Origin of the sequence: Polyangium sorediatum, assembly GCF_029946465.1 — a bacterium.
GTDB lineage: Bacteria > Myxococcota_A > Polyangia > Polyangiales > Polyangiaceae > Polyangium > Polyangium fumosum.
The window spans coordinates 20,299-39,365 of sequence record NZ_JARZHI010000077.1 but is presented as its reverse complement, the minus strand read 5'-3'; the positions used below and the strand labels follow the sequence as shown (position 1 = coordinate 39,365).

General features: G+C 70.4%; 12 protein-coding genes. 5 read left to right on the top strand and 7 right to left on the bottom strand.

Annotated elements, in window-relative coordinates:
* Positions 1–59: 59 nt before the first annotated feature.
* Positions 60–3,380: a GAF domain-containing protein gene (locus QHF89_RS42680; RefSeq protein WP_136969218.1), complete on the bottom strand. Its 3,321-nt coding sequence runs from the start codon at positions 3,378–3,380 to the stop codon at positions 60–62.
* Between the two features lie 290 nt (positions 3,381–3,670).
* Between QHF89_RS42680 and QHF89_RS42675 the strand changes: the two genes are divergently transcribed.
* Together QHF89_RS42675 and QHF89_RS42670 are read left to right on the top strand one after the other, a co-directional pair.
* Positions 3,671–4,894, top strand: coding sequence for a thiolase family protein (locus QHF89_RS42675; protein WP_136969217.1), 1,224 nt, complete (start codon positions 3,671–3,673; stop codon positions 4,892–4,894).
* Positions 4,895–4,941: 47 nt separating this feature from the next.
* A complete protein-coding gene (locus QHF89_RS42670; protein WP_136969216.1) occupies positions 4,942–5,511 on the top strand; it encodes a peptidylprolyl isomerase in 570 nt (189 codons plus the stop codon).
* Between the two features lie 58 nt (positions 5,512–5,569).
* Here the strand turns inward: QHF89_RS42670 and QHF89_RS42665 are convergent, their stop codons facing one another.
* From QHF89_RS42665 to QHF89_RS42655, 3 genes are all read right to left on the bottom strand, one after another.
* Positions 5,570–6,661, bottom strand: a complete 1,092-nt coding sequence (locus QHF89_RS42665; protein ID WP_284721668.1) for a hypothetical protein — start codon at positions 6,659–6,661, stop codon at positions 5,570–5,572.
* Positions 6,662–6,752: 91 nt separating this feature from the next.
* Positions 6,753–7,694 carry a CHAD domain-containing protein gene (locus tag QHF89_RS42660; protein WP_136969214.1) on the bottom strand — a complete coding sequence of 314 codons (942 nt, stop codon included), beginning with the start codon at positions 7,692–7,694 and terminating at the stop codon, positions 6,753–6,755.
* Positions 7,691–9,382, bottom strand: coding sequence for a ribonuclease J (locus QHF89_RS42655; protein ID WP_284721667.1), 1,692 nt, complete (start codon positions 9,380–9,382; stop codon positions 7,691–7,693). Before QHF89_RS42655 ends, QHF89_RS42660 begins: the two co-directional genes overlap by 4 nt.
* 198 nt (positions 9,383–9,580) lie before the next feature.
* Here QHF89_RS42655 and sppA point away from each other — a divergent pair, with 198 nt between their 5' ends.
* The 3 genes from sppA to QHF89_RS42640 all read left to right on the top strand — a co-directional run bounded on the left by sppA (position 9,581) and on the right by QHF89_RS42640 (position 15,874).
* On the top strand, positions 9,581–11,311 hold the full coding sequence (gene sppA, locus QHF89_RS42650) for a signal peptide peptidase SppA (RefSeq protein WP_136969212.1): 1,731 nt from the start codon (positions 9,581–9,583) through the stop codon (positions 11,309–11,311).
* A 587-nt stretch (positions 11,312–11,898) separates the two neighbouring features.
* The gene (locus QHF89_RS42645; protein ID WP_136969211.1) at positions 11,899–15,237 is read left to right on the top strand and encodes a vitamin B12-dependent ribonucleotide reductase; all 3,339 of its coding nucleotides are present in this window, start codon (positions 11,899–11,901) and stop codon (positions 15,235–15,237) included.
* 178 nt (positions 15,238–15,415) lie between these two features.
* A complete protein-coding gene (locus tag QHF89_RS42640) occupies positions 15,416–15,874 on the top strand; it encodes a hypothetical protein (protein WP_136969210.1) in 459 nt (152 codons plus the stop codon).
* 15 nt (positions 15,875–15,889) lie between these two features.
* Here the strand turns inward: QHF89_RS42640 and thiL are convergent, their stop codons facing one another.
* From thiL to QHF89_RS42625, 3 genes are read right to left on the bottom strand one after another with little or no spacing between them, the layout of a single operon-like run.
* Positions 15,890–16,849 carry a thiamine-phosphate kinase gene (gene thiL, locus QHF89_RS42635; protein ID WP_136969209.1) on the bottom strand — a complete coding sequence of 320 codons (960 nt, stop codon included), beginning with the start codon at positions 16,847–16,849 and terminating at the stop codon, positions 15,890–15,892.
* Positions 16,850–16,858: 9 nt separating this feature from the next.
* Complete coding sequence (locus QHF89_RS42630) at positions 16,859–18,310, bottom strand: ATP-binding protein (protein WP_284721666.1); 1,452 nt, start codon at positions 18,308–18,310, stop codon at positions 16,859–16,861.
* A complete protein-coding gene (locus QHF89_RS42625; RefSeq protein ID WP_136969208.1) occupies positions 18,307–19,038 on the bottom strand; it encodes a GTP-binding protein in 732 nt (243 codons plus the stop codon). Before QHF89_RS42625 ends, QHF89_RS42630 begins: the two co-directional genes overlap by 4 nt.
* Positions 19,039–19,067 lie beyond the last annotated feature (29 nt).

Sequence of the window (19,067 nt, the reverse complement as noted above, 5' to 3'; positions counted from 1 at the left end):
AGCGGCGGTCGGCGCGGCCGGGGGGTCGTTGGCGAAGCGCCGAAGGGCGGCGCCTGTGCTCAGGCCAAAAGCGTCCGCAAACTCGCGATCGTCACCACGAGCTCCGTCGGGTCCACCGGCTTCGGCACGTGCATCTGGAACCCTGCGTTCAGCGCGCGCACGCGATCTTCCGGCCGCGTGTACGCCGTCAGCGCGATCGCTGGCACCGTGGCGATCCGATCCGGGGTGCGGCTGCGGATCTTGCGGATGAGCGAGAGGCCGTCGTCCCCCGGCATTGCGAGGTCCGAGACCAGCACGTCGGGCACGAAGTCGGACAGGATGCGCAGGGCCTCGCCGGCGTCGGCCGCGGTCTTCACGGTCGCGCCTGCGATGTCGAGGATCTCCGACAGGATCTCCCGCGCGTCGGGTTCGTCGTCGACGACCAGCACCGACAGGCCTGCGAGCGCTCGTTTTTCCGCGCGGCGTTCGTCGACGGGAGGGCCTGGGGCGGGGAGCGGGCGGGGCTTGGCGATCGGGAGCTTGACCGTGAACTTCGCGCCCGTGTCCGGGCCGTCGCTCTCGGCGCGTACGGTGCCGCCGTGCGCCTCGACGAGGTGACGCACGATCGATAGGCCGAGACCCAGGCCGCCCGAGGCGCGTGTGAGCGTGCCGTCGCCCTGACGGAAGCGCTCGAAGATGTGCGGCAAGAGCTCGGCGCGGATGCCACGGCCGCTGTCGGAGACCACGAGCACCGCCTCGTCGCCCGTGCGCGCGAGCCGCACGTCGATGCGCCCGCCCTTCGGGGTGAACTTGAGCGCGTTCGAGAGCAGGTTCCACACGACCTGCTGCAGCCGGCTCGGGTCGCCGAAGATCGGCACGCTGTCCGTGTCGAAGGTCGTGTGCAGCGAGATCTCGCGGTTCGTCGCGCCCGGCGTGACGGCGTGGACCGCAGCCTCGACGACGGGCGCGAGCTCCAGGACCGAGGGGTCGAGGCGGAGCTTGCCCGCCGTGATGCGCGAGGCGTCGAGCAGGTCGTCGATGAGCTTTGCTTGATGCACGGCGTTGCGCTCGATCGACTCGAGCGCGCGGGGCTGGTTGCCCTCGCGGACGGCGCCGGTGCGGAGCATGCGCGCCCAGCCGAGGATCGCGTTCAGCGGCGTGCGCAGCTCGTGCGAGACGACGCCGAGGAACTCGTCCTTCACGCGGCTCGCCTCCTGCGCTTCGTGGAAGAGGCGCGCGTTGTCGAGCGCGAGGGCGGCGCGCTGGCCGAGCTCCTCGGCGAGCGCGAGGTCGGACGGGTCGTAGCGGCCGCGCGTGGTGCCGAACGAGAGCACGCCGAGGGTGTGGCCGCGCGCGATGAGCGGGACGACGATCGCCGACGTGGTGCCGATGCGGCGGATGATCTCGAGGTGCTCCTCGTCGGCGGCGACCGCGCGGAACGCGCCGTCGTCGACCACGCGGAGGAGCTTCGACTTGCCCGTGCGCGCGGCCTCGCTGATCGGGTGGCTCGTGCCGAAGGGGTAACGCGCGCGCATGTCGCGCAGGAGCGCTTCCATCTCGGGATTTTCGTGAAGCGCGTACACGAACTGCGGGGTGCCTTCCTCGTCGAGGCTGCACAGGAGGCAGTAGCCCGCGAAGCTCGGCACCGCGACGCGCGCGAGCGACTCGGTGATGGCCGCGGGATCGAGCGAGGCGTTGAGCACGGCGCTCGCCTCGGCGAGCAGGGCGAGGCGCTTGCGCTCGACGTCGGCCTCGGCGCGGGCCTTGCGCTCGGCCTCGTAGAGGTAGGCGCGCTCCAGCGACTGCGTGCAGGTGCGGGCGAGGTGCAGGATGAAGGCGTTGTCCTCGCTCGTGTGCTGGCTCGACCGGTGGTAGCGGAGCGAGAGCCCGCCGATGGCGCGGTCCTCGACGATGAAGGGCACGGCGGCGACGCAGCACGGCACGTCGGACGCGGCGCTCGCGAGGTGCGGGTAACGCGCGCGGTAGGCCTCGTCGTCGAAGAAGAGCGGCGTCTGGCTCCGGACGGCGTCCGTGAGCGGCGAGGAGAACGCGAGCTTCGTGGAGTCGTACCGGTCGAGCGTCTCGCGCGTGTGGCCGATGGCGCGGACGAGGTCGAGGTGCTCGCCGTCGGCGGAGACCGTCGCGACGATGGCCTTGCAGCGCGGCAGCATGTCGCGCACGTGGTCGACGATCGTCTCGGCGACCTTGATGCGGCTCATCGTGTCGGAGAGCGCGGCCGTCATGCGCTGGAGGGCGACGAGGCGCGTCGTCGCGAGCTCGGCGGCCGCGCGGGCGCGCTCGGTGGCCTCGTAGAGGCGCGCGCGCTCGAGGGCCTGCGAGGACTGACGCGCGAGCGTGAGCAGGAACGAGCGGTCCTCGTGGGAGATGACGCGGGGCTCGCGGAAGGAGAAGAGGATCACGCCGGTGGCCCGGTCGTCGAGCAGGAGGGGCAAACAGGCGACGGCCTTCGGCGGGTCCTGGCCCTCGGGATCGAGCTCGGCGAGGGCCCGCGCCTCGGCGACGGCGGCCTCCGATTCGAGCCAGAGGGGCTGCTTGCGGCGCAGGGCCTCGGCGAGCGGGCCGGGAGCCTCCTCGGCGACGCGGGCGCCGCGCGAGAGCGCGCCCGGGGCGAACCCGAGGGCGCCAACGACGTCGAGGCTCCCGTCCTGCGTGCGCAGGGCGAGCGCGGCGGCGCGGGCGTCGACGGCCACGAGGCCTTGTTGCAGGACGGCGTCGGCGACTTGCGCGGGCGTGAGCGCGGCGGCGAGGCTCGACGTGAGGGCCTGGAGCCGTGAGGTGCGGGCCGCGGCGCGCTCGGCGGCCTCGCGGGCGCGCTGCTCGGCTGCGTGCAGGCGCGCGTTGTCGATGGCGAGCGCGGCGCGCCGGGCGAGGTCCTGGGCGATCGTGAGATCGGCGCTCCCGTAACGTCGACCCGAGTCGGCCGTGGCCAGCGTGAGCACGCCAATGGTGCGTCCGGAGGCGACGAGGGGCGCGTTGATCGAGGAGATCGTGCCGAGGACGGCCGCGGGCAAGAAGGGGTGGCTGCGCGGGGCGGGGCCCGCGTCGTTGCTCGGCGTGAGCAAGGGCTCGCCACGCGCGAGCAGGCGCGGGCCGACGTCGGCGAACCACAGGCCGCCTTCGCGCGGCGACGCGGGGGCCGTGAGCAGGTGCTCCTTGGCGGGGTCGACGTGCACGGACTCGACGCGGTGCAGGCGTCCGTCTTCTTCGAGCAGGTCGATGACGCAATAATCGCAGAGCGTGGGCACGCTCAGCCGCGCCAGGTTTGCCAGCGTCGTGCGCAAATCGAGGGAGCTCGCCAGGCGCTCGCCGGCCCGCGCCAGGAAGGCGAGTTGCTCCTCGGTAGGACCGGGCTCGCGCGCTCGGTGCTCGGTGCTCTTCATGGCAATCCGTCGGTGCGCGGCGCTCCCCCCCACGCGATGACGTCTCCCGAGCGTACCTTCATTTTCATCGCAATACGCTACAAAAAGGCCTCGCCGGAGCGATCACGGCGCCCCTTTGTCCGTCTGCGACGTTCCTCCTGTACACATCACGCGCGCAGGATTTGCGCCTGCGCGGGGTCGCTTCGAATCCGCAGGATCCAGGGCGCGGGAAGGATCCCGTGTTGTGCCGTGGGCGATGAGGAAAACGAAGCTTTGCGCGGCTTCGGGGGCTGCGACTAGAGTCCCTTCGCATGAGCACGCGACCGTCTCTTTTGCCTCGCGAGGTCTACGTCGTCGACGCCGTGCGCACGCCGATCGGACGGTACGCCGGCGGGCTCGCGAGCCAGCGTCCCGACGACCTCGCGGCGCACGTCGTGTCGGCGCTGGCGAAGCGCAACGAGGCGCTCTCGGCGCGGCTCGATCACGTGGTGTTCGGAGCGACGAACCAGGCCGGGGAGGACAACCGGAACGTGGCGCGCATGGCGCTGCTCATCGCGGGCTTGCCCTACGAGGTGCCGGCCGTGACGGTGAACCGGCTCTGCGGCTCGGGCCTGGAGGCGGTCGCGGACGCCGCGCGGATGATCGCGGTGGGCGAGGCGTCGTGCGTGATCGCGGGCGGGGTCGAGAGCATGACGCGCGCGCCGTTTTCGATGCCGAAGCAGGCGAGCGCCTTCGATCGCACGCCGCCGCCGGTCTACGACACGACGCTCGGCTGGCGGTACGAGAACCCGCGGATGAAGGCGCGTTTCCCGCTGATCTCGATGGGCGAGACGGCCGAAAACGTGGCCGAGAAGTACGGGATTTCGCGCGAGGATCAGGATCGCTTCGCGGTGGAGTCGCAGCGCCGGGCAGCCGAGGCGTGGAAGAGCGGGGCCTTCGCGGCCGAGGTCGTGGCCGTGCCGATCCCGCAAAAGAAGGGCGAGCCCGTGCTCTTCGATCGCGACGAGTCCGTGCGCGAAGGCACGACGCTCGACGCGCTCGCGAAGCTCCCGGCGGTGTTCAAGAAGGGCGGCAGCGTGACGGCGGGCAACTCGTCGCCGATCAACGACGGCGCGTCGGGGCTCTTGCTCGCGTCGGCCGAGGTCGTGGCGGCGATGGGCGTGACGCCGCTCGCGCGCATGCTCGGCAGCCAGACGGCCGGCGTGGATCCGAGCTTCATGGGCGAGGGGCCGATCCCCGCCGTCCGAAAGTTGCTCAGCCGGGCGGGGCTTCAGGCCTCCGACGTGGACCTCGTGGAGCTGAACGAGGCGTTCGCGGCGCAGTCGCTCGCGTGCGTGCGCGCGCTCGAGCTCGACCCCGCGCGCGTCAACGTGAACGGCGGCGCCATCGCGCTCGGCCACCCGATCGGCTCGTCGGGCGCGCGGATTGCGTGCACGCTCGTGCATGCGATGAAGGCGCGCGAGAAGAAGATCGGCCTCGCGTCGCTCTGCATCGGCGTGGGGCAAGGGATCGCAGCTCTGTTCGAAAAAGTCTGAGGGGGTCGGGGCCAAACAGCCCCACGGAAAAGGAAGAGGAAAGAGACATGGAATTTCCGGCCATCAACGTGCCCGGCCAAGGGCAGCTCCACGCGCGGCTCGTCACGACGCTCGGCGACATCGTCCTTCGGCTGGAGGAGGAGCGCGCGCCGAACACCGTGAAGAACTTCGTCGGCCTCGCGACGGGCGCGATCGCCTGGAAGGACCCGAAGACCGGGGAGACCCAGCAGAACACCCCGCTCTACAACGGCGTCCGCTTCCACCGCGTGATCCCGAGGTTCATGATCCAGTGCGGCGATCCGCTCACGCGTCACGCGGACACGGCGGCGCGCTGGGGCACGGGCGGGCCGGGCTACAAGTTTGCCGACGAGTTCCACCCGGAGCTCCGCCACAACGGGCCGGGCGTGCTCTCCATGGCGAACAGCGGCAAGTCGACGAACGGGTCGCAGTGGTTCATCACGGAGGGGGCGACGCCGCACCTCGACAACAAGCACTCGGTCTTCGGCAAGGTCGTGAGTGGGATGGACGTGGTCAACAGGATCGCGAACGTCCCGACCTCGCGCGATCGGCCGGATCAGGACGTGGTGATCGAGCGGGTGGAGATCTTCCGGCAGTAGCCGGGGAGGGCGCCCCGGGCGCCGGGCCTCCGCGGAGACCCGGCGCGCGCGCGCCGGGTCAGGGCGCGCAGGTTTTGTTCGCGCCCCCCGTGCACATGTTGTTCAGGCACTCGTTGTTGTTCGTGCACGGGGCGCCCGACTCGCCCTTGCAGACGCCGGCCCCGTCGCAGGCCTTGTTGCCCATGCAGGGCGTCATGCCGTTCGTGTCGTCCTGGTTGGCCGGCACGGGGGAGCACGTCCCCACGTTGCCCATGACGTTGCACGCCTGGCAAGTGCCCGTGCAGGCGGTCGCGCAGCAGACGCCGTCGACGCAGAAGTTGCTCTCGCACTCGGCGTTTGCCCCGCACGCGGCGGCGTCGCATTTGCCGCACTTGGCGCCGCCGCAGTCGATCCCGGTCTCGTCGCCGTTCATCTCGCCGTCGCTGCACGAGATGCACGTGTTGTCGGGCAAGCACGTGGGGTTCGTGCCCATGCAGTCGTTGTCGGCGAGGCACGCGACGCAGGTGTTTTCGTTGCAGACGCCGTTGTTGCAATCGGCGTCGGTGACGCACTCGACGCAGGTGTTTTGGCTGCACACGTCGCCGCCCGTGCAGTGGTTGTCCTCGACGCACTCGACGCACGTGCCGCTCCCGTTGCACACGCCGCCGGAGCACATGTCACCCGGCGGGTCGCTGATCTGCATGGGCAGGCCGGAGACGCAGGCCGAGGTCGTGCAGGGGTTGCCGTCGCCGGGCGGCGTGTCGTCGTCGTCGTCGATCACGCTCTCGCCGCCCATCCCGTCGCACGCGAGAGCCTTGCAGTCGCCGTTCATCGGGTCGGGCAGGTCCGTGCCCTGCGGCGCGTCATCCGCCTCGCACATCCCGTTCACGCAGCTCCAGTCGCGGCAGGCCGTGTCCGCCAGGCAGTCGTCGGGGCTCTGACACGGCATGCCGCCCATGCCGCCCGTGCCGCCGCCGCCCATGCCGCCGCCGCCCATGCCCCCGACCCCGCCGACGCCGCCGGTCCCGCCGGTGCTCGACGAGCTCGCCCCACCCCCGAGGCCGCCGGTGCCACCCGAGGGCTCGAACTGGTTGAAGTCTTGGGTGCAGCCCAGGTACGTGAGGCCCAGAGCCGAAAGAAGGGTTGCGGTCAAGATGGCGGAGCGCTTCACGGCATCACCTCGCTCGGGCGCGCAGGCCCGACTTGGAAAGGATGCCCCGAAGGTATCACGAGGACGGCAATCGCAGGAGACGGGCGAGCATTCACACGATGGGTGGTGACTCGTCGTCCAACCCACGAACCATGAGGTTTCGCGCCTCGACGAGGTGCGGCTCGACCTTCGAAGCACACGCGACACGGGACGCGCGGAGCGCCGCGAGGACCGCGCCTTTCGTGGCCGCGCCGAGGCTGCGCGCGCGGCCGAGCGTGATCATCGCCTGGTCGATGTCGTGCAACTCGCCGAGGTGCCGCTGCATGCGCGTCGCGTGCTTGGCGAGGCGCGTCGCCGTCACGCCGAGGGGCGCCGCGAAGAGCTCGGCGGTGTAGCGCAGGCGCTTGTAACGAATGCGGAGCTCGTGCATCGCGTCGACGTCGCCGACGTCGCGCTGGGCCCACGTCGCCACGTCGCTCACCGCGCGATCGAGGACCTCGTGGCCGAGCTCGACAGCGGGCACGATCCGCGGCGTGTCCCCGTCGAGGCGCGCGGCGAGCGCGTGGAACGAGCGCTCGAGAGGTCGGATGCGCTTGCCATTCGGCAAGGTCGGCGCGTGCGCGGGAGGGCCGTCCCGGAGCAGGCGCGTGACCTCGGCGTGCTCTTTCCGCGTGGCGCGGGCGCGGCGGACGAGCCAGGCGCCCACCTCGGCGCGCGCCTCTTGGGGCAGGTCGAGCGCGGTGAGCGTCTCGCGCAGCACCTCGTCGTCGCGGAGCGCGCCCGTGGCCTGGGCGTGGTACCGGATCTCGCCCTCGATCCGCGCGAGCCGCTTGCGCCGCCAGAGATCGCGCGCGACGCGGAGGATCGTCCGCATCCGCCGCAGCGCCACGCGGAAGTCGTGGAGCGCCGCTTCGTCGCTGGCGCCGCCCGGCGCTCCTTGGAAGAGCGCGGACGCGGCGACGGCGAGCACCCGCTCCCGGGCCGCGCGTGCGTCCGCGACGAGCGCGTGGAGCGCCGAGGCGACGAGCTCGTGGGCGTGGTTCGGCGTGTTCATACCCGCGAGAGCGCCACGACGACGATCGGCCTGCGCCCCGTTTTGGCCTCGATGACGCGCCGCGCGGCGAGTCGCACGACCTCGGTCACGCCCTCGTCGCTCGACCGCGTCCGGCCGTCCGCTTCCGAGATCGCGCGCGAGACCGCGAGGGCCGCCGCGCGCATCACCTCGGAGGCGCCTTCCTCTTGATCAACGACGCCGCGCTGCACGACGCGCGGCGGGGCGGCGACGGTGCCGCGCCGGTCGAGCACGAGCGACACCATCGCCACGCCCGACCGTCCGAGCTGCGCGCGCTCGCGGATGACCTCGTCGGGCAGCTCGTCGCCGGCGTAGGTCGCGACTTTGCCCACGGTCACGCGCGCGGCCTTGGCGAGCGCCGCCCGCGCGCCGATTTCGACCACCTCGCCGTTTTCGGCGACGAGCACGTCGGAGACGCCGACCTCGCGGGCGAGCGCGGCGTGCCGCACGAGGTGGTGCAAGGTCCCGTGCACCGGCACGAACGAGCGGGGTCGGCAGAGCTCGATCATGCGCGTCTGCTCCTCGCGGTGCGCGTGCCCGCTCGCGTGCACGCCGCGGTCCGTGAGCCCGGTCTTGAGGTCGATGCCCATGCGCAGGAAATCGCCCATCATCTCGAAGACCGGCCGGTCGTTGCCCGGGATGATGCGGCTCGACAGGACGACGACGTCGCCCGGGTCGAGGCGGAGCAAGGGGTGCGTGCCGGCCGCGAGGCGCACGAGCGCGCTCATGCGCTCGGCCTGCGTGCCGCTTGCGATGATGAGGACGCGGTCGCGTGGCATCGAGCCGAGGTGCTCGGGCGGGACGAGCAGATCACTCGGGAAGCGGAGCCGGCCGACGATCTCGGCGGCGCGGACGTGGGTCTGCACGCTGCGACCGAGCAAGCAGAGCCGCCGCCGCGTGGCCACGGCGACCTTCGCCAGCATGGAGAGGCGCTGCACGTTCGAGGCGAACATGCCGATGATCACGCGGGTCTTGGCGCGCGTGACGATCTCCTCCAGCGCGTGGCCGACGGAGAGCTCGCTCGTCGACCGGCCGGGCGAGTCCACGTTCGTGCTGTCGGAGAGCAGGAGCGAGACCCCCTCGTCGCCGAGCTCGGCGAGGCGCGCCTCGTCGGTCAGCTCGCCGTCGGGCGGCGTGGGGTCGAGCTTGAAGTCGCCCGTGTGCACCACGATGCCCGCGGACGTCCGGAACGCGAGAGCGACCGCGTCGACGATCGAGTGCGTGACACGGATGGGCTCGAACGAGAACGAGCCGGCCTCGTACGTCTTGCGCGGCGCGACGGGGATGAGCTCGACCTCGTCGTCGCCGTAGCCGTGCTCGGCGAGCCGGCCCTTGACGAGCTCCAGCGCGTGGGCCGGCCCGTAGACCGGGACGTCCTCGTCGAGGTGCGCGAGCAGATAAGGCAGCCCCCCGATGTGGTCCTCGTGTCCGTGGGTCAGCACGACGGCGCGCACGCGGTCCTTGTGCCCGATCACGTAGTCGAAGCGCGGGTGGTACGTGTCGATGCCGAGGTCGGTCGTCGGGAACGTGACGCCGCAGTCGACGAGCACGACGTCGTCGCCTTGCTCGAGCGCCATGCAGTTCATCCCGATCTCGCCGAGCCCGCCGAGGGGGACGATCCGCAGCGAGGAGCGGCCGTTCGAAGGCCCACGCGGGGGAGGGGGGGACATGCCGCTCTGCGGATCGTTCAACGAGGACAACAACACTCCTGTCGCGTTCGAGCGCCGGCGACGGCCGGCTCGTCCCCGGAGCATAACGCGGCCAGGGCGGTCTGGCCCCCTTCCCGAGGAGGGAACGGCCCGATCTACCGCCGTCGCCTCCGAGGGTCTACGTTGCGCTCGTTCCTCCCCGGATCCGAAGGCCCTCCCTTGCTCCGCTCCCTCCTCACGAACCTCCTCCTCCTCCTCGTCCTGCCCCTCCGATGGCTGCGCCGCGCGTTCGCCATCCCGAAGGGCGGCTACGTCATGCTCGAACTCGACGGGCCGGTCGTCGATACCGTGCCGGCGCGGCCGCGCGGCCTCGCGCGTCTCCTCCGGCGCGTTCGCCCGCCGCTCTCGGTGACGCGGGTGCGGGAGCTCTGCGAGCTCATCGCCGGGGACGACCGGGCCGCGGGGCTCTTCGTCCGGCTCGACGGCCTCGCGGCCGGACCGAGCGTGCTCGCCTCGCTGCGCAAGGTGTTCGCGAACCTGAGGGACGCGGGCAAGGAGGTCGTCTTCTACCTGCCCATGGGCGCGGACAACGACACGATGTACCTCGCGTCCGCGGGGCGCCGCGTCGTGGTCGGGCCCGAGACGCTCGTCGCGCCGATCGGCTACGCGGCGACGGGGCGTTACCTGCGCAGGGCGCTCGCCGAGATCGGGGTCGAGCCCGAAGTGTTTGCGCGCGGCACGTACAAGGCCGCCGCCGAGCCGCTCGTGCGGGACGCGATGAGCGAGGCGCAACGCGAGCAGCTCGGCGAGGTGCTCGGCGCGCGGCATGACGCGCTCGTCCGGGCGCTCGCGGAGCGGTGCGGCGGCGACGTGACGGTCGCGGCTCGCTGGGTCGACGAGGCGCCCTACCGAGCGAGCCGCGCCGAGGAGCTCGGCCTCGTGGACGCCGTCGCGTACGAGGACGAGGTCACGACGCTGCTCGGCAAGGCGCCGGCCCCGACGGCGCGCTGGATGCCGGCGGGCCGCTACATCGCCGCGCGTCGCGCGCCTGGCTTCCGGCCGCTCTTGCCGCGGCCGGTCGTGGGCCTCGTCGAGGTGCACGGCCCCATCGTCTCGCGCAGCCGCTTCTCGCTCGGCAAGCTCGCCGTCGAGGACCGCGTCGTCCGGGCGATCCGCGCGGCGCGTAGCAACCGACGCATCGCGGCCGTCGTGCTGCACATCGACTCGCCCGGCGGCAGCGCCATCGCCTCGGACCGCATCCACCACGAGGTCGAGCTGCTCGCGAAGGAGAAGCCGGTCATCGCGTACCTCTCGAACGTCGCGGCGAGCGGCGGCTACTACGTCGCGGCGGCGGCGCGCGTCATCGTCGCCGAGCCCCAGGTCATCACGGGGTCGATCGGCGTCGTGTCGGCGCACTTCGTCCTGCGCGGGCTCCTCGAGAAGGTCGGCGTCTCGACGGACGTGGTCAAGCGCGGGGCGCGCGCCGATCTGTTCTCGCCCGTCCGGCCGCTCGACGCGTCCGAGCGCGCGGTGCTCGAGTCCGAGGTCGACGCCTTCTACCGGACGTTCGTGGGCGTGGTCGCGCGGGGGCGGGGCCGGGCGTTCGAGGAGATCGACAAGCTCGCGCAGGGCCGCATTTACAGCGGGACCGAGGCGCGGGCGCGTGGGCTCGTCGACGAGCTCGGGGGCCTCTCGGACGCGGTCGCTCGGGCGTCGGAGTTCGCGGGGCTCGGTCCGCTCGAGCTTCGGCTCGTGCCTCCGCCGCGTGGGGAGGGGCCGCCGCCGAGCGCGGCGCGCGTGGCCCAGGCGGCGCTGTCGGCGCTGGGGGCGCTTGGCCTCTCGCCGGTGGCCGAGCGTGCCTTGCTCGGCTTGAACCTCGCGGCGAGCGAGCGCGTGCTCGTCTACGAGCCTTGGGGTTCGGATGGACGAACCTGGCAGGACCTCACGTAACGATTCCCCAAGGGATCCCGCAGATTCTGCGCTCTCCGGCCTTGGGGGGCGCGCAGGGTGGGAACGACGCTACGCACCGCAGGACGGCGTGGGCGCTTGAAACGCGACGCCCCGTGTTGTCAATGCGTTGTTTCCTTACATTTTGCACGTCCAGACAATTCGACCTAATTGGAATTGGTGTGGGATGATAAACGGAATTTTCCTGCCAAGCGGGGACACCGGCGTTTGACCGAGGCGCTCCATATCTCGGTCTTTGTTCGGAAAAACCAGGATAGGGCGGGACACATCCACAGGGGTGCAGCGGTTCATGTGGTTTGGTGTGGAGAACCCTCATCCTGATCTTGGGGGCTTGCCTGGACGCTAGGGGTTGGGGTACGACGGCGACCAAGACACTGCCGGTGGGGTTCCACCGTCGGCAGCAGGTCGCCCGCCGGATGAGTCGAGCCCGGCGCGGCAAACGATTTCGAGTTACTCCTGAACAAAAGCAGAGGCAGCGCCGCGGGCCTGCCAATGCAGCGTCGCCACTGTACGATTCTCGGAGCGGTTCGTACGGACAGGCGACGTTTTCCATCTTGGGAGACATGTAGATGGCGCAGCCGACGATCGGTGAGGAAGGCGGGAAGGTGGCGAAGACGTCCGGGGAGGGCACGAAGCGCGCAGCCCGGGTCTCGGACAAGCCCGGCAAGACCGCGGCGGCCACGGCGGCCGGGGCGGCGGTCTCCGCGAAAGAGGCGAAGAAGGCGGCGCGTGCGCGTGGCCTCGCCTTCGACCGGGTCTTCACGCACCGAGGGGCGAACCCGCTCGACGAGGTCACCTGGGAGCGTCGGTCGAGCGTCATCAACAACCCCGACGGCTCCGTGGTCTTCAAGATGGAGGGGGCCGAGGTGCCGGCGGGCTGGTCGCAGCTCGCGACGGACATCGTCGTCTCCAAGTACTTCCGCAAGGCCGGCCTTCACGGGAAGAAGGATCTCGGCGAGACCAGCGTGCGTCAGGTGGTCGAGCGCCTGGCCAAGACGATCCGCGAGGCGGGCGAGTCGTTCGGCGGCTACTTCGCCAGCACCAAGGAAGCCGAGACCTTCGAGGCGGAGCTCACCTTCCTCCTCGTGAACCAGTACGGCGCCTTCAACTCGCCCGTCTGGTTCAACTGCGGCCTCTGGCACCGCTACGGCATCGTCGGCGCGGGCGGCAACTACGCCTGGACCGAGACCAAGCAGCCCTTCGACCGAGAAGAAGGCGACGGCTCCATCTGCGAGGTCTCGAATGCGTACGAAAAGCCGCAGTGCTCGGCGTGCTTCATCCAGTCGATCAACGACGACCTGATGAGCATCTACGACCTCGTGAAGAGCGAGGCGCGGCTCTTCAAGTACGGGTCGGGCACGGGCACGAACTTCAGCACCATCCGGGGCAAGCAGGAGAAGCTCTCGGGCGGCGGGACAAGCTCGGGGCTCATGAGCTTCCTCGAGGTGTTCGACCGCGCGGCCGGGGCGACGAAGAGCGGCGGCACGACGCGGCGCGCCGCGAAGATGGTCTGCCTCGACATGGACCACCCCGAGATCGTCGACTTCATCCAGTGGAAGGTCCGCGAGGAGCGCAAGGCGCAGATGCTCATCGGCGCCGGCATGTCCTCCGACTTCAACGGCGAGGCCTACCACACGGTCAGCGGCCAGAACTCGAACAACTCCGTCCGCGTCACCGACGAATTCATGCGTGCGGTGTCCACGGGAAGCACCTGGGAGACGCGGGCGCGCACGACGGGCGACGTCGTCGAGACGCACGACGCGAAGGACCTCTGGCGCTTGGTGGCCGACGCGGCGTGGGCCTGCGCCGACCCCGGCGTGCAGTACGACTCGACGATCAACCGCTGGCACACCTGCCCGAACTCGGGGCGCATCAACGCCTCGAACCCGTGCTCCGAGTACATGTTCCTCGACGACACGGCTTGTAACCTCGCGAGCCTGAACCTCACGAAGTTCCTCCGCGCCGACGGCTCCTTCGACATCGAGGGCTTCCGCCACGCGACGCGCGTCTTCTTCGTGGCGCAGGAGATCCTCGTGGACTTCTCGTCCTACCCGACGAAGGGCATCGCGCGGAACTCGCACGACTACAGGCCGCTCGGGCTCGGGTACGCCAACCTCGGCACGCTGCTCATGCTCCTCGGCATCCCGTACGACTCGGACCAGGGGCGCGCGGTGGCCGGCGCCATCACGGCGATCATGTGCGGCCATGCGTACAAGGTCTCGGCCGAGATGGCCGGTTCACGCGGGCCTTTCCCGGGCTACGCGAAGAACCGCGAGCCGATGCTCCGGGTGATGGGCCTGCACCGCGACGCGGCGTACGCCATCGATCGGGAGAAGTGCCCCGAGCCGCTCTGGCGCGCGGCGTGCGCGGACTGGGACGAGGCGGTGCGGGTCGGCACGCTGAATGGGTATCGCAACGCGCAGGCGACGGTGCTCGCGCCGACCGGGACGATCGGCCTGCTCATGGACTGCGACACGACGGGCATCGAGCCCGACTTCGCGCTCGTGAAGTTCAAGAAGCTCGCGGGCGGCGGCTACTTCAAGATCGTGAACCAGTCGGTGCCGGAGGCGCTGCGCCGGCTCGGCTACAGCGAGCATGAGGTGCAGGAAATCGTCGCCTACGTGTCGGGCACGAACACCTTGCTCGCGGCGCCGAACGTGAACCGCGCGTCGCTCAAGCAGCGTGGCTTCACGAATGACGACCTCGCGAAGGTCGAGGCGGCCATCCCGGGCGTGTTCGACCTCGGGCTCGCGTTCAGCCCGTGGGTGCTCGGCGAAGAGGCGTACGTGCGGCTCGGCATCACGCCCGAGCAGCGCCAGACGCTGGGCTTCTCGCTCCTCCGCGCGCTTGGCTTCTCGTCGTCGGAGATTGCCGAGGCGAACGAGGTCATCGTCGGTCGCATGACCGTCGAGGGCGCGCCGCACCTGCGCGAAGAGCACTACGCGGTGTTCGATTGCGCGAACCGTTGCGGGAAGATTGGCAAGCGCTTCCTCGCGCCGATGTCGCATGTGCGCATGATGGCGGCGGCGCAGCCGTTCCTCTCGGGCGCCATCTCGAAGACGGTGAACTTGCCGAACGAGGCGACCGTCGAGGAGGTGCAGAAGATCTACGAGGAGGGCTGGCGGCTCGGCTTGAAGGCGGTCGCGCTCTACCGCGACGGCTGCAAGGCGTCGCAGCCGCTCTCCGCGTCGGGGGATTCGAAGGAGGAGAAGGCCGAGAAGGCCGAGGCGAAGGCCGCCGAGGTCGTGATGGCGACGCAGGCGCCGGCGGGGCCTGCGGTCCGGCCGACGGGCGCGCGGGTGCGTTTGCCGAAGAAGCGCTCGGGCTTCACGCAGGAAGCGACCGTTGGTGGGCATAAGATCTTCGTCCGCACCGGCGAGTACGTCGATGGCACGCTCGGCGAGATCTTCATCGACATGCACAAGGAGGGCGCGGCCTTCCGTTCGCTCATGAACTGCTTTGCCATGAGCGTCTCGGTGGGCTTGCAGTACGGCGTGCCGCTCGAGACCTTCGTCGATCAGTTCACGTTCACGCGCTTCGAGCCGCAGGGCATGGTCGAGGGGCATGACTACGTGAAGTTGTCGACGTCGATCGTCGATTACATCTTCCGTGTGCTCGGGATCGAGTACCTGCACCGGTACGACCTGGCGCATGTGCAGCCGCAGCCGACGGCGACGATCCAGGATCCGACGGACTCGCGGGCGCAGGAGAGCTCGTCGTCGGCGCCGGCGCTGCCGGCTTCGCGACCTCGCGTCGAGGCGCAGGAGCGCGTCACGAGTGCCCTGGATGCGCAGCTCGAGGACATGATGGGCGACGCGCCTGTGTGCGACGGTTGTGGCCACATCACGGTCCGCAACGGCGCTTGTTACAAGTGCCTGAACTGCGGCAACAGCATGGGTTGCAGCTAAATCCCCTCACCGACGGCATCGACCGCACTGCGGTCGATGCACCCTCGGTCCAGGCCGTGCCTGGTCCGGGTCCAGGGGCGGACAGCCCCTGGTCGGGCCTGGGGCGAAGCCCCAGCGCTACGCCTCCCATCGACCCCTAGAAGTAGCCGCCGCCCCAAAACACGGGTAAACGGCGTCCATGCTGACTCCCGCTCGCGCGTGCACTGCCCTCGTCACGATTGCGCTTGGCGCGCTGCTCTTCACTGGCTGCAAGAAGGAGGAAGAGGCGCCTCAGGCTGTCCCGCTCCCGTCGGCGGCGCCTGCGCCGGTCAAGGCCACGGAGGATACGCCTCAGGCTGCGCAAGGCTCGGCGGCGGGGAGCGCTGCGCCTGCGGAGGCTGCGCCGTCGGCTGCGCCTGCGCCGACGGAGCCTCCGAAGGCTGTGGCGGCGCCGTCGATTGATGGGTGCTGCTCGGCGCTTCAGGCCTTGTCGAAGGACGCGAAGTCGAGCTCGACGGTTCGGTCGAAGGCTGCCACGGCGGCGTCGATGTGCGCGGGCACGGCGAAGCTCGTCAAGGAGGGCAAGGCTCCGCGCTCGACGGCGCTCACGCAGATTCGCGCCACCATGGCTGGGAGTGCGCCGGCTGCCTGCAATTAGTTCGAGGTCGAACGATCAGCCGAAGTGGTCGTAGCCGCGCTCGTCGAGCCACGCGAGCGTGCCGTTGGTCTGCTCGACGGCGATGCCGATCTTCCCGTCCTGGGGCGGTACAACGCGCCCGATCCGCTTGAATCCTGCGGGGACACGGTCCTCTGGCACCGTCACCACGACGGCGTAGTCCTCGCCGCCTTCGAGCGCGAGCTGGTATGGGTCTGCCTCGGCCAGCGCTGCTGCGCGCTCGAGTTCCGGTGTGAGGAGCGTCGACCGATCGAGCACCACGAGCACGCCGCTCGCTCGCGCCACGTGCCCCACGTCCCGCGTCAGCCCGTCCGACACGTCGATCGCCGCGCTTGCCACGTCCCGCGCGGCGAGCCCTGCCGTGATGCGCGCGAGGGGCCTCCGGTAGGCGCGCACGGCCGGCGCTGCGTCTGCTTCGTGCTCGCGACCTCGGCCGATCAGCACGAGACCTGCTGCCGAGAGCCCGAGGGGCCCCGCGATTGCCACGACCTCCCCGGGCTTTGCGCCCGATCGGCCGAGCGGGCGCGGCGTCTCGCCGAGCACGGTCGTCGTGATTGAAATCTCTTGCCCACGTGCGAGGTTTCCGCCGATGATTTGTGTACCAACTTCCTCGGCCGCCTCGCGTTGGCCTTCGGCGATGGCACGGAGGTCCTCGTCGGTGACGTAGGCCGGCAGCACGAGACCCGCGAGGATGCCGAGCGGCGAGGCGCCCATCGCTGCGAGGTCGCTCGCGGCGGCCATCGTCGCGCGGTAGCCGAGGTCTGCCATCGAGACGAGGTCGCGCCGGAAGTGGATGCCTTCGACCTGCGCGTCGAGGGTCCACACGAGGGGCTCACGACCGGGCGCGATCACGGCTGCGTCGTCGCCGATGCCCACGATCGTCCGGCCCGACCCGTCTGTGCCGAACACGCGCGCGAGCATGTCGATGCGCGCCCGCTCCGAGCTTCGAGCTGTCATGCCCCGACTTTACGCGAACCGGACCGAAATCGCCCCGTGCGACGGCGGCGAGGAGGGGCGCGACGCGGGCAAACGCACGACGAAGACGGCGCCCGTCGGCTCGTGGCCCTCGATGTGCACGGTCCCGTGGTGTGCCTCGACGAGCCGCTTCACGATCGAGAGCCCGAGCCCCGTGCCGCCGTGCTCGCGCGTCGAGGACTGATCCACCTGGTAAAACGGGTCGAAGACCTTGTCGCGCTCGGCCGCCGGGATGCCGATGCCCGTGTCGGTCACGCGCACCTCGACCATTTGCCGGAGCGGCGCGAGCAGCACCATCCCGGGCTCGTCGCCGCCGCCGTCGACCTCGGTGGCCATCTGCCGCGCGACCATCTGTACCGTGCCGCCCGTCGGCGTGAACTTGATGGCGTTCTCGCCGAGGTTCACGAACACCTGCCGCAGCCGCTCCGGATCACCGAGCACGAGCGGTAGATCCGCCGGCGCATCCACGGTGAGCGTGACGCCCTTTTTCGTGGCGACGGGCGCGACCGTCGAGGCTGCCTCGGCGAGCACCGCGCCGATCGCCACGTCGCTCCGGCGCATCATCACGGTGCCGCTCTCGAGCTTCGAGAGGTCGAGCAGGCTCATGATGAGCTTCAGGAGCTGATCACTCTTCGAGTGGATGATCTGCACGAAGTCGAGCTGCGGCCCCGTCAGCTCGCCGGCGATGCCGCCCACGAGCATCTCGCTGTAGCCGAGGATCGAGGTGAGCGGCGTCCGGAGCTCGTGCGAGATCGTCGCGAGGAAGTTCGACTTCAGCTTGTCGAGTTCTTGCTGCCGCTCGTAGGCCTGCTCGAGCGCCGCGTTTTTCTCGGAGAGCTCGCGGTAGCTCTCGCGGATCGACGCGATGTGCATCTTCGACGTGAGCAGGGCCTTGTGCCCGCTCCAGAGGATCACGTCGAGCACCGCGACGAGGTGCTTCGCGACGGTCTCGGCCGTGGCCTCGGTCGCCCGCGCCATGTGCGGCAAGAGCTCCGCCGCGCGCGCCGGGTCGACGCCCTCGATCGCGAGCAGCGTGTCGGGGACGCTCTCGGCCGCCGGAGGAAGGTAGGGGCCGAGGATCGCACGGCCGATGGTGCCGCCCTCGTATTCGATGGGGACGACGCGGTAACGCGCGCCGGTGAAGCAGCCGTGCGTGGTGCCTTCGCTCGACGTGACGCGGAGGCGTTTGACCTCGGAGACGATGGCGCCGCAGGCACGGCGGCCCGCGGGCTCCTCGTTGATCATCGCGCAGAGCGGGGCCTCGCGGGACGAGCTCGCCAGGCTCACGCCCGAGTTCGACACGATGCGGACGGGCATGCCGAAGACCTGCTCGATCGAGCCGACCATGCCGCGCATCGCCTCGCGGTCGACGAGGTCTTCGAGCCGGAGCGGTCCGAGCCCGAGGCCGAGGGCGTCGACGTCGACCGAGCGCTCGTCGCTCAAGGAGCGCCTCCGGGCGCAGCGCCGGCCATCCTCCCGCCCATCCGCGCCGCGATGAGCTCGCGGAACGGCGTCGTCACGCCGAGCTGCTGCGCCGCAGTGGAAACGAGGTCGTCGCCGTCGATCGAGAGCTTGCGCGAGAGCTGATGGCTCTGATCGAGCGAACGCCACGTGGACCAGAGCAGGCAGACGAACGTCTCGACGACGCCGATGCCCCTCGTCGCAACCGCGCGGAAGACCGGCTCCTTGCCGCGCGCGGCGAGCCGCGCGAGCTCCTCGTCGCTGCGGATGTCCGGCAGATCCCGTTTGTTGAACTGGATCACGAGCGGCATCTTCGAGATCTCGATGCCGTTGTCGCGCAGGTTCTGGCGCAGATCGAGGAAGGCGTCGGCGTTGCGTTGCGTCTCGGAGATGCGCGAGTCGGCGATGAGCGCGACGCCGTCGGCGCCTTGCAGGACGAGCCTGCGCGTCGCGGCGTGGATCGGCTGGCCGGGGACCGTGAAGAGCTTGATGCGGAGCGAAACGTCGCCGTCCTTCGAACGGAACGTGAGCGGCAGGAGATCGAAGAAGAGCGTGCGATCGTCCTGCGTCTCGAGCGTCATGAGCCGCCCGCGCGCGTCGGCGCCGGCGCGGCTGTGCAGAGCGACCAGGTTCGTGGTCTTTCCGCTCAGCGCAGGACCGTAATAGACGAGCTTGATCGAGATCTCGCGTGATGCGAAATCGAGCTGCACGCTTTGACTATCGCATGGGCCGAGGGCGC

Bases quoted from the DNA above. Each gene is read 5' to 3' on its own strand.
- QHF89_RS42680 (WP_136969218.1), bottom strand. From the start codon at position 3,380: ATGAAGAGCACCGAGCACCGAGCGCGCGAGCCCGGTCCTACCGAGGAG.
- QHF89_RS42675 (WP_136969217.1), top strand. From the start codon at position 3,671: ATGAGCACGCGACCGTCTCTTTTGCCTCGCGAGGTCTACGTCGTCGAC.
- QHF89_RS42670 (WP_136969216.1), top strand. From the start codon at position 4,942: ATGGAATTTCCGGCCATCAACGTGCCCGGCCAAGGGCAGCTCCACGCG.
- QHF89_RS42660 (WP_136969214.1), bottom strand. From the start codon at position 7,694: ATGAACACGCCGAACCACGCCCACGAGCTCGTCGCCTCGGCGCTCCAC.
- QHF89_RS42655 (WP_284721667.1), bottom strand. From the start codon at position 9,382: ATGTCCCCCCCTCCCCCGCGTGGGCCTTCGAACGGCCGCTCCTCGCTG.
- QHF89_RS42645 (WP_136969211.1), top strand. From the start codon at position 11,899: ATGGCGCAGCCGACGATCGGTGAGGAAGGCGGGAAGGTGGCGAAGACG.
- QHF89_RS42640 (WP_136969210.1), top strand. From the start codon at position 15,416: ATGCTGACTCCCGCTCGCGCGTGCACTGCCCTCGTCACGATTGCGCTT.
- thiL (WP_136969209.1), bottom strand. From the start codon at position 16,849: ATGACAGCTCGAAGCTCGGAGCGGGCGCGCATCGACATGCTCGCGCGC.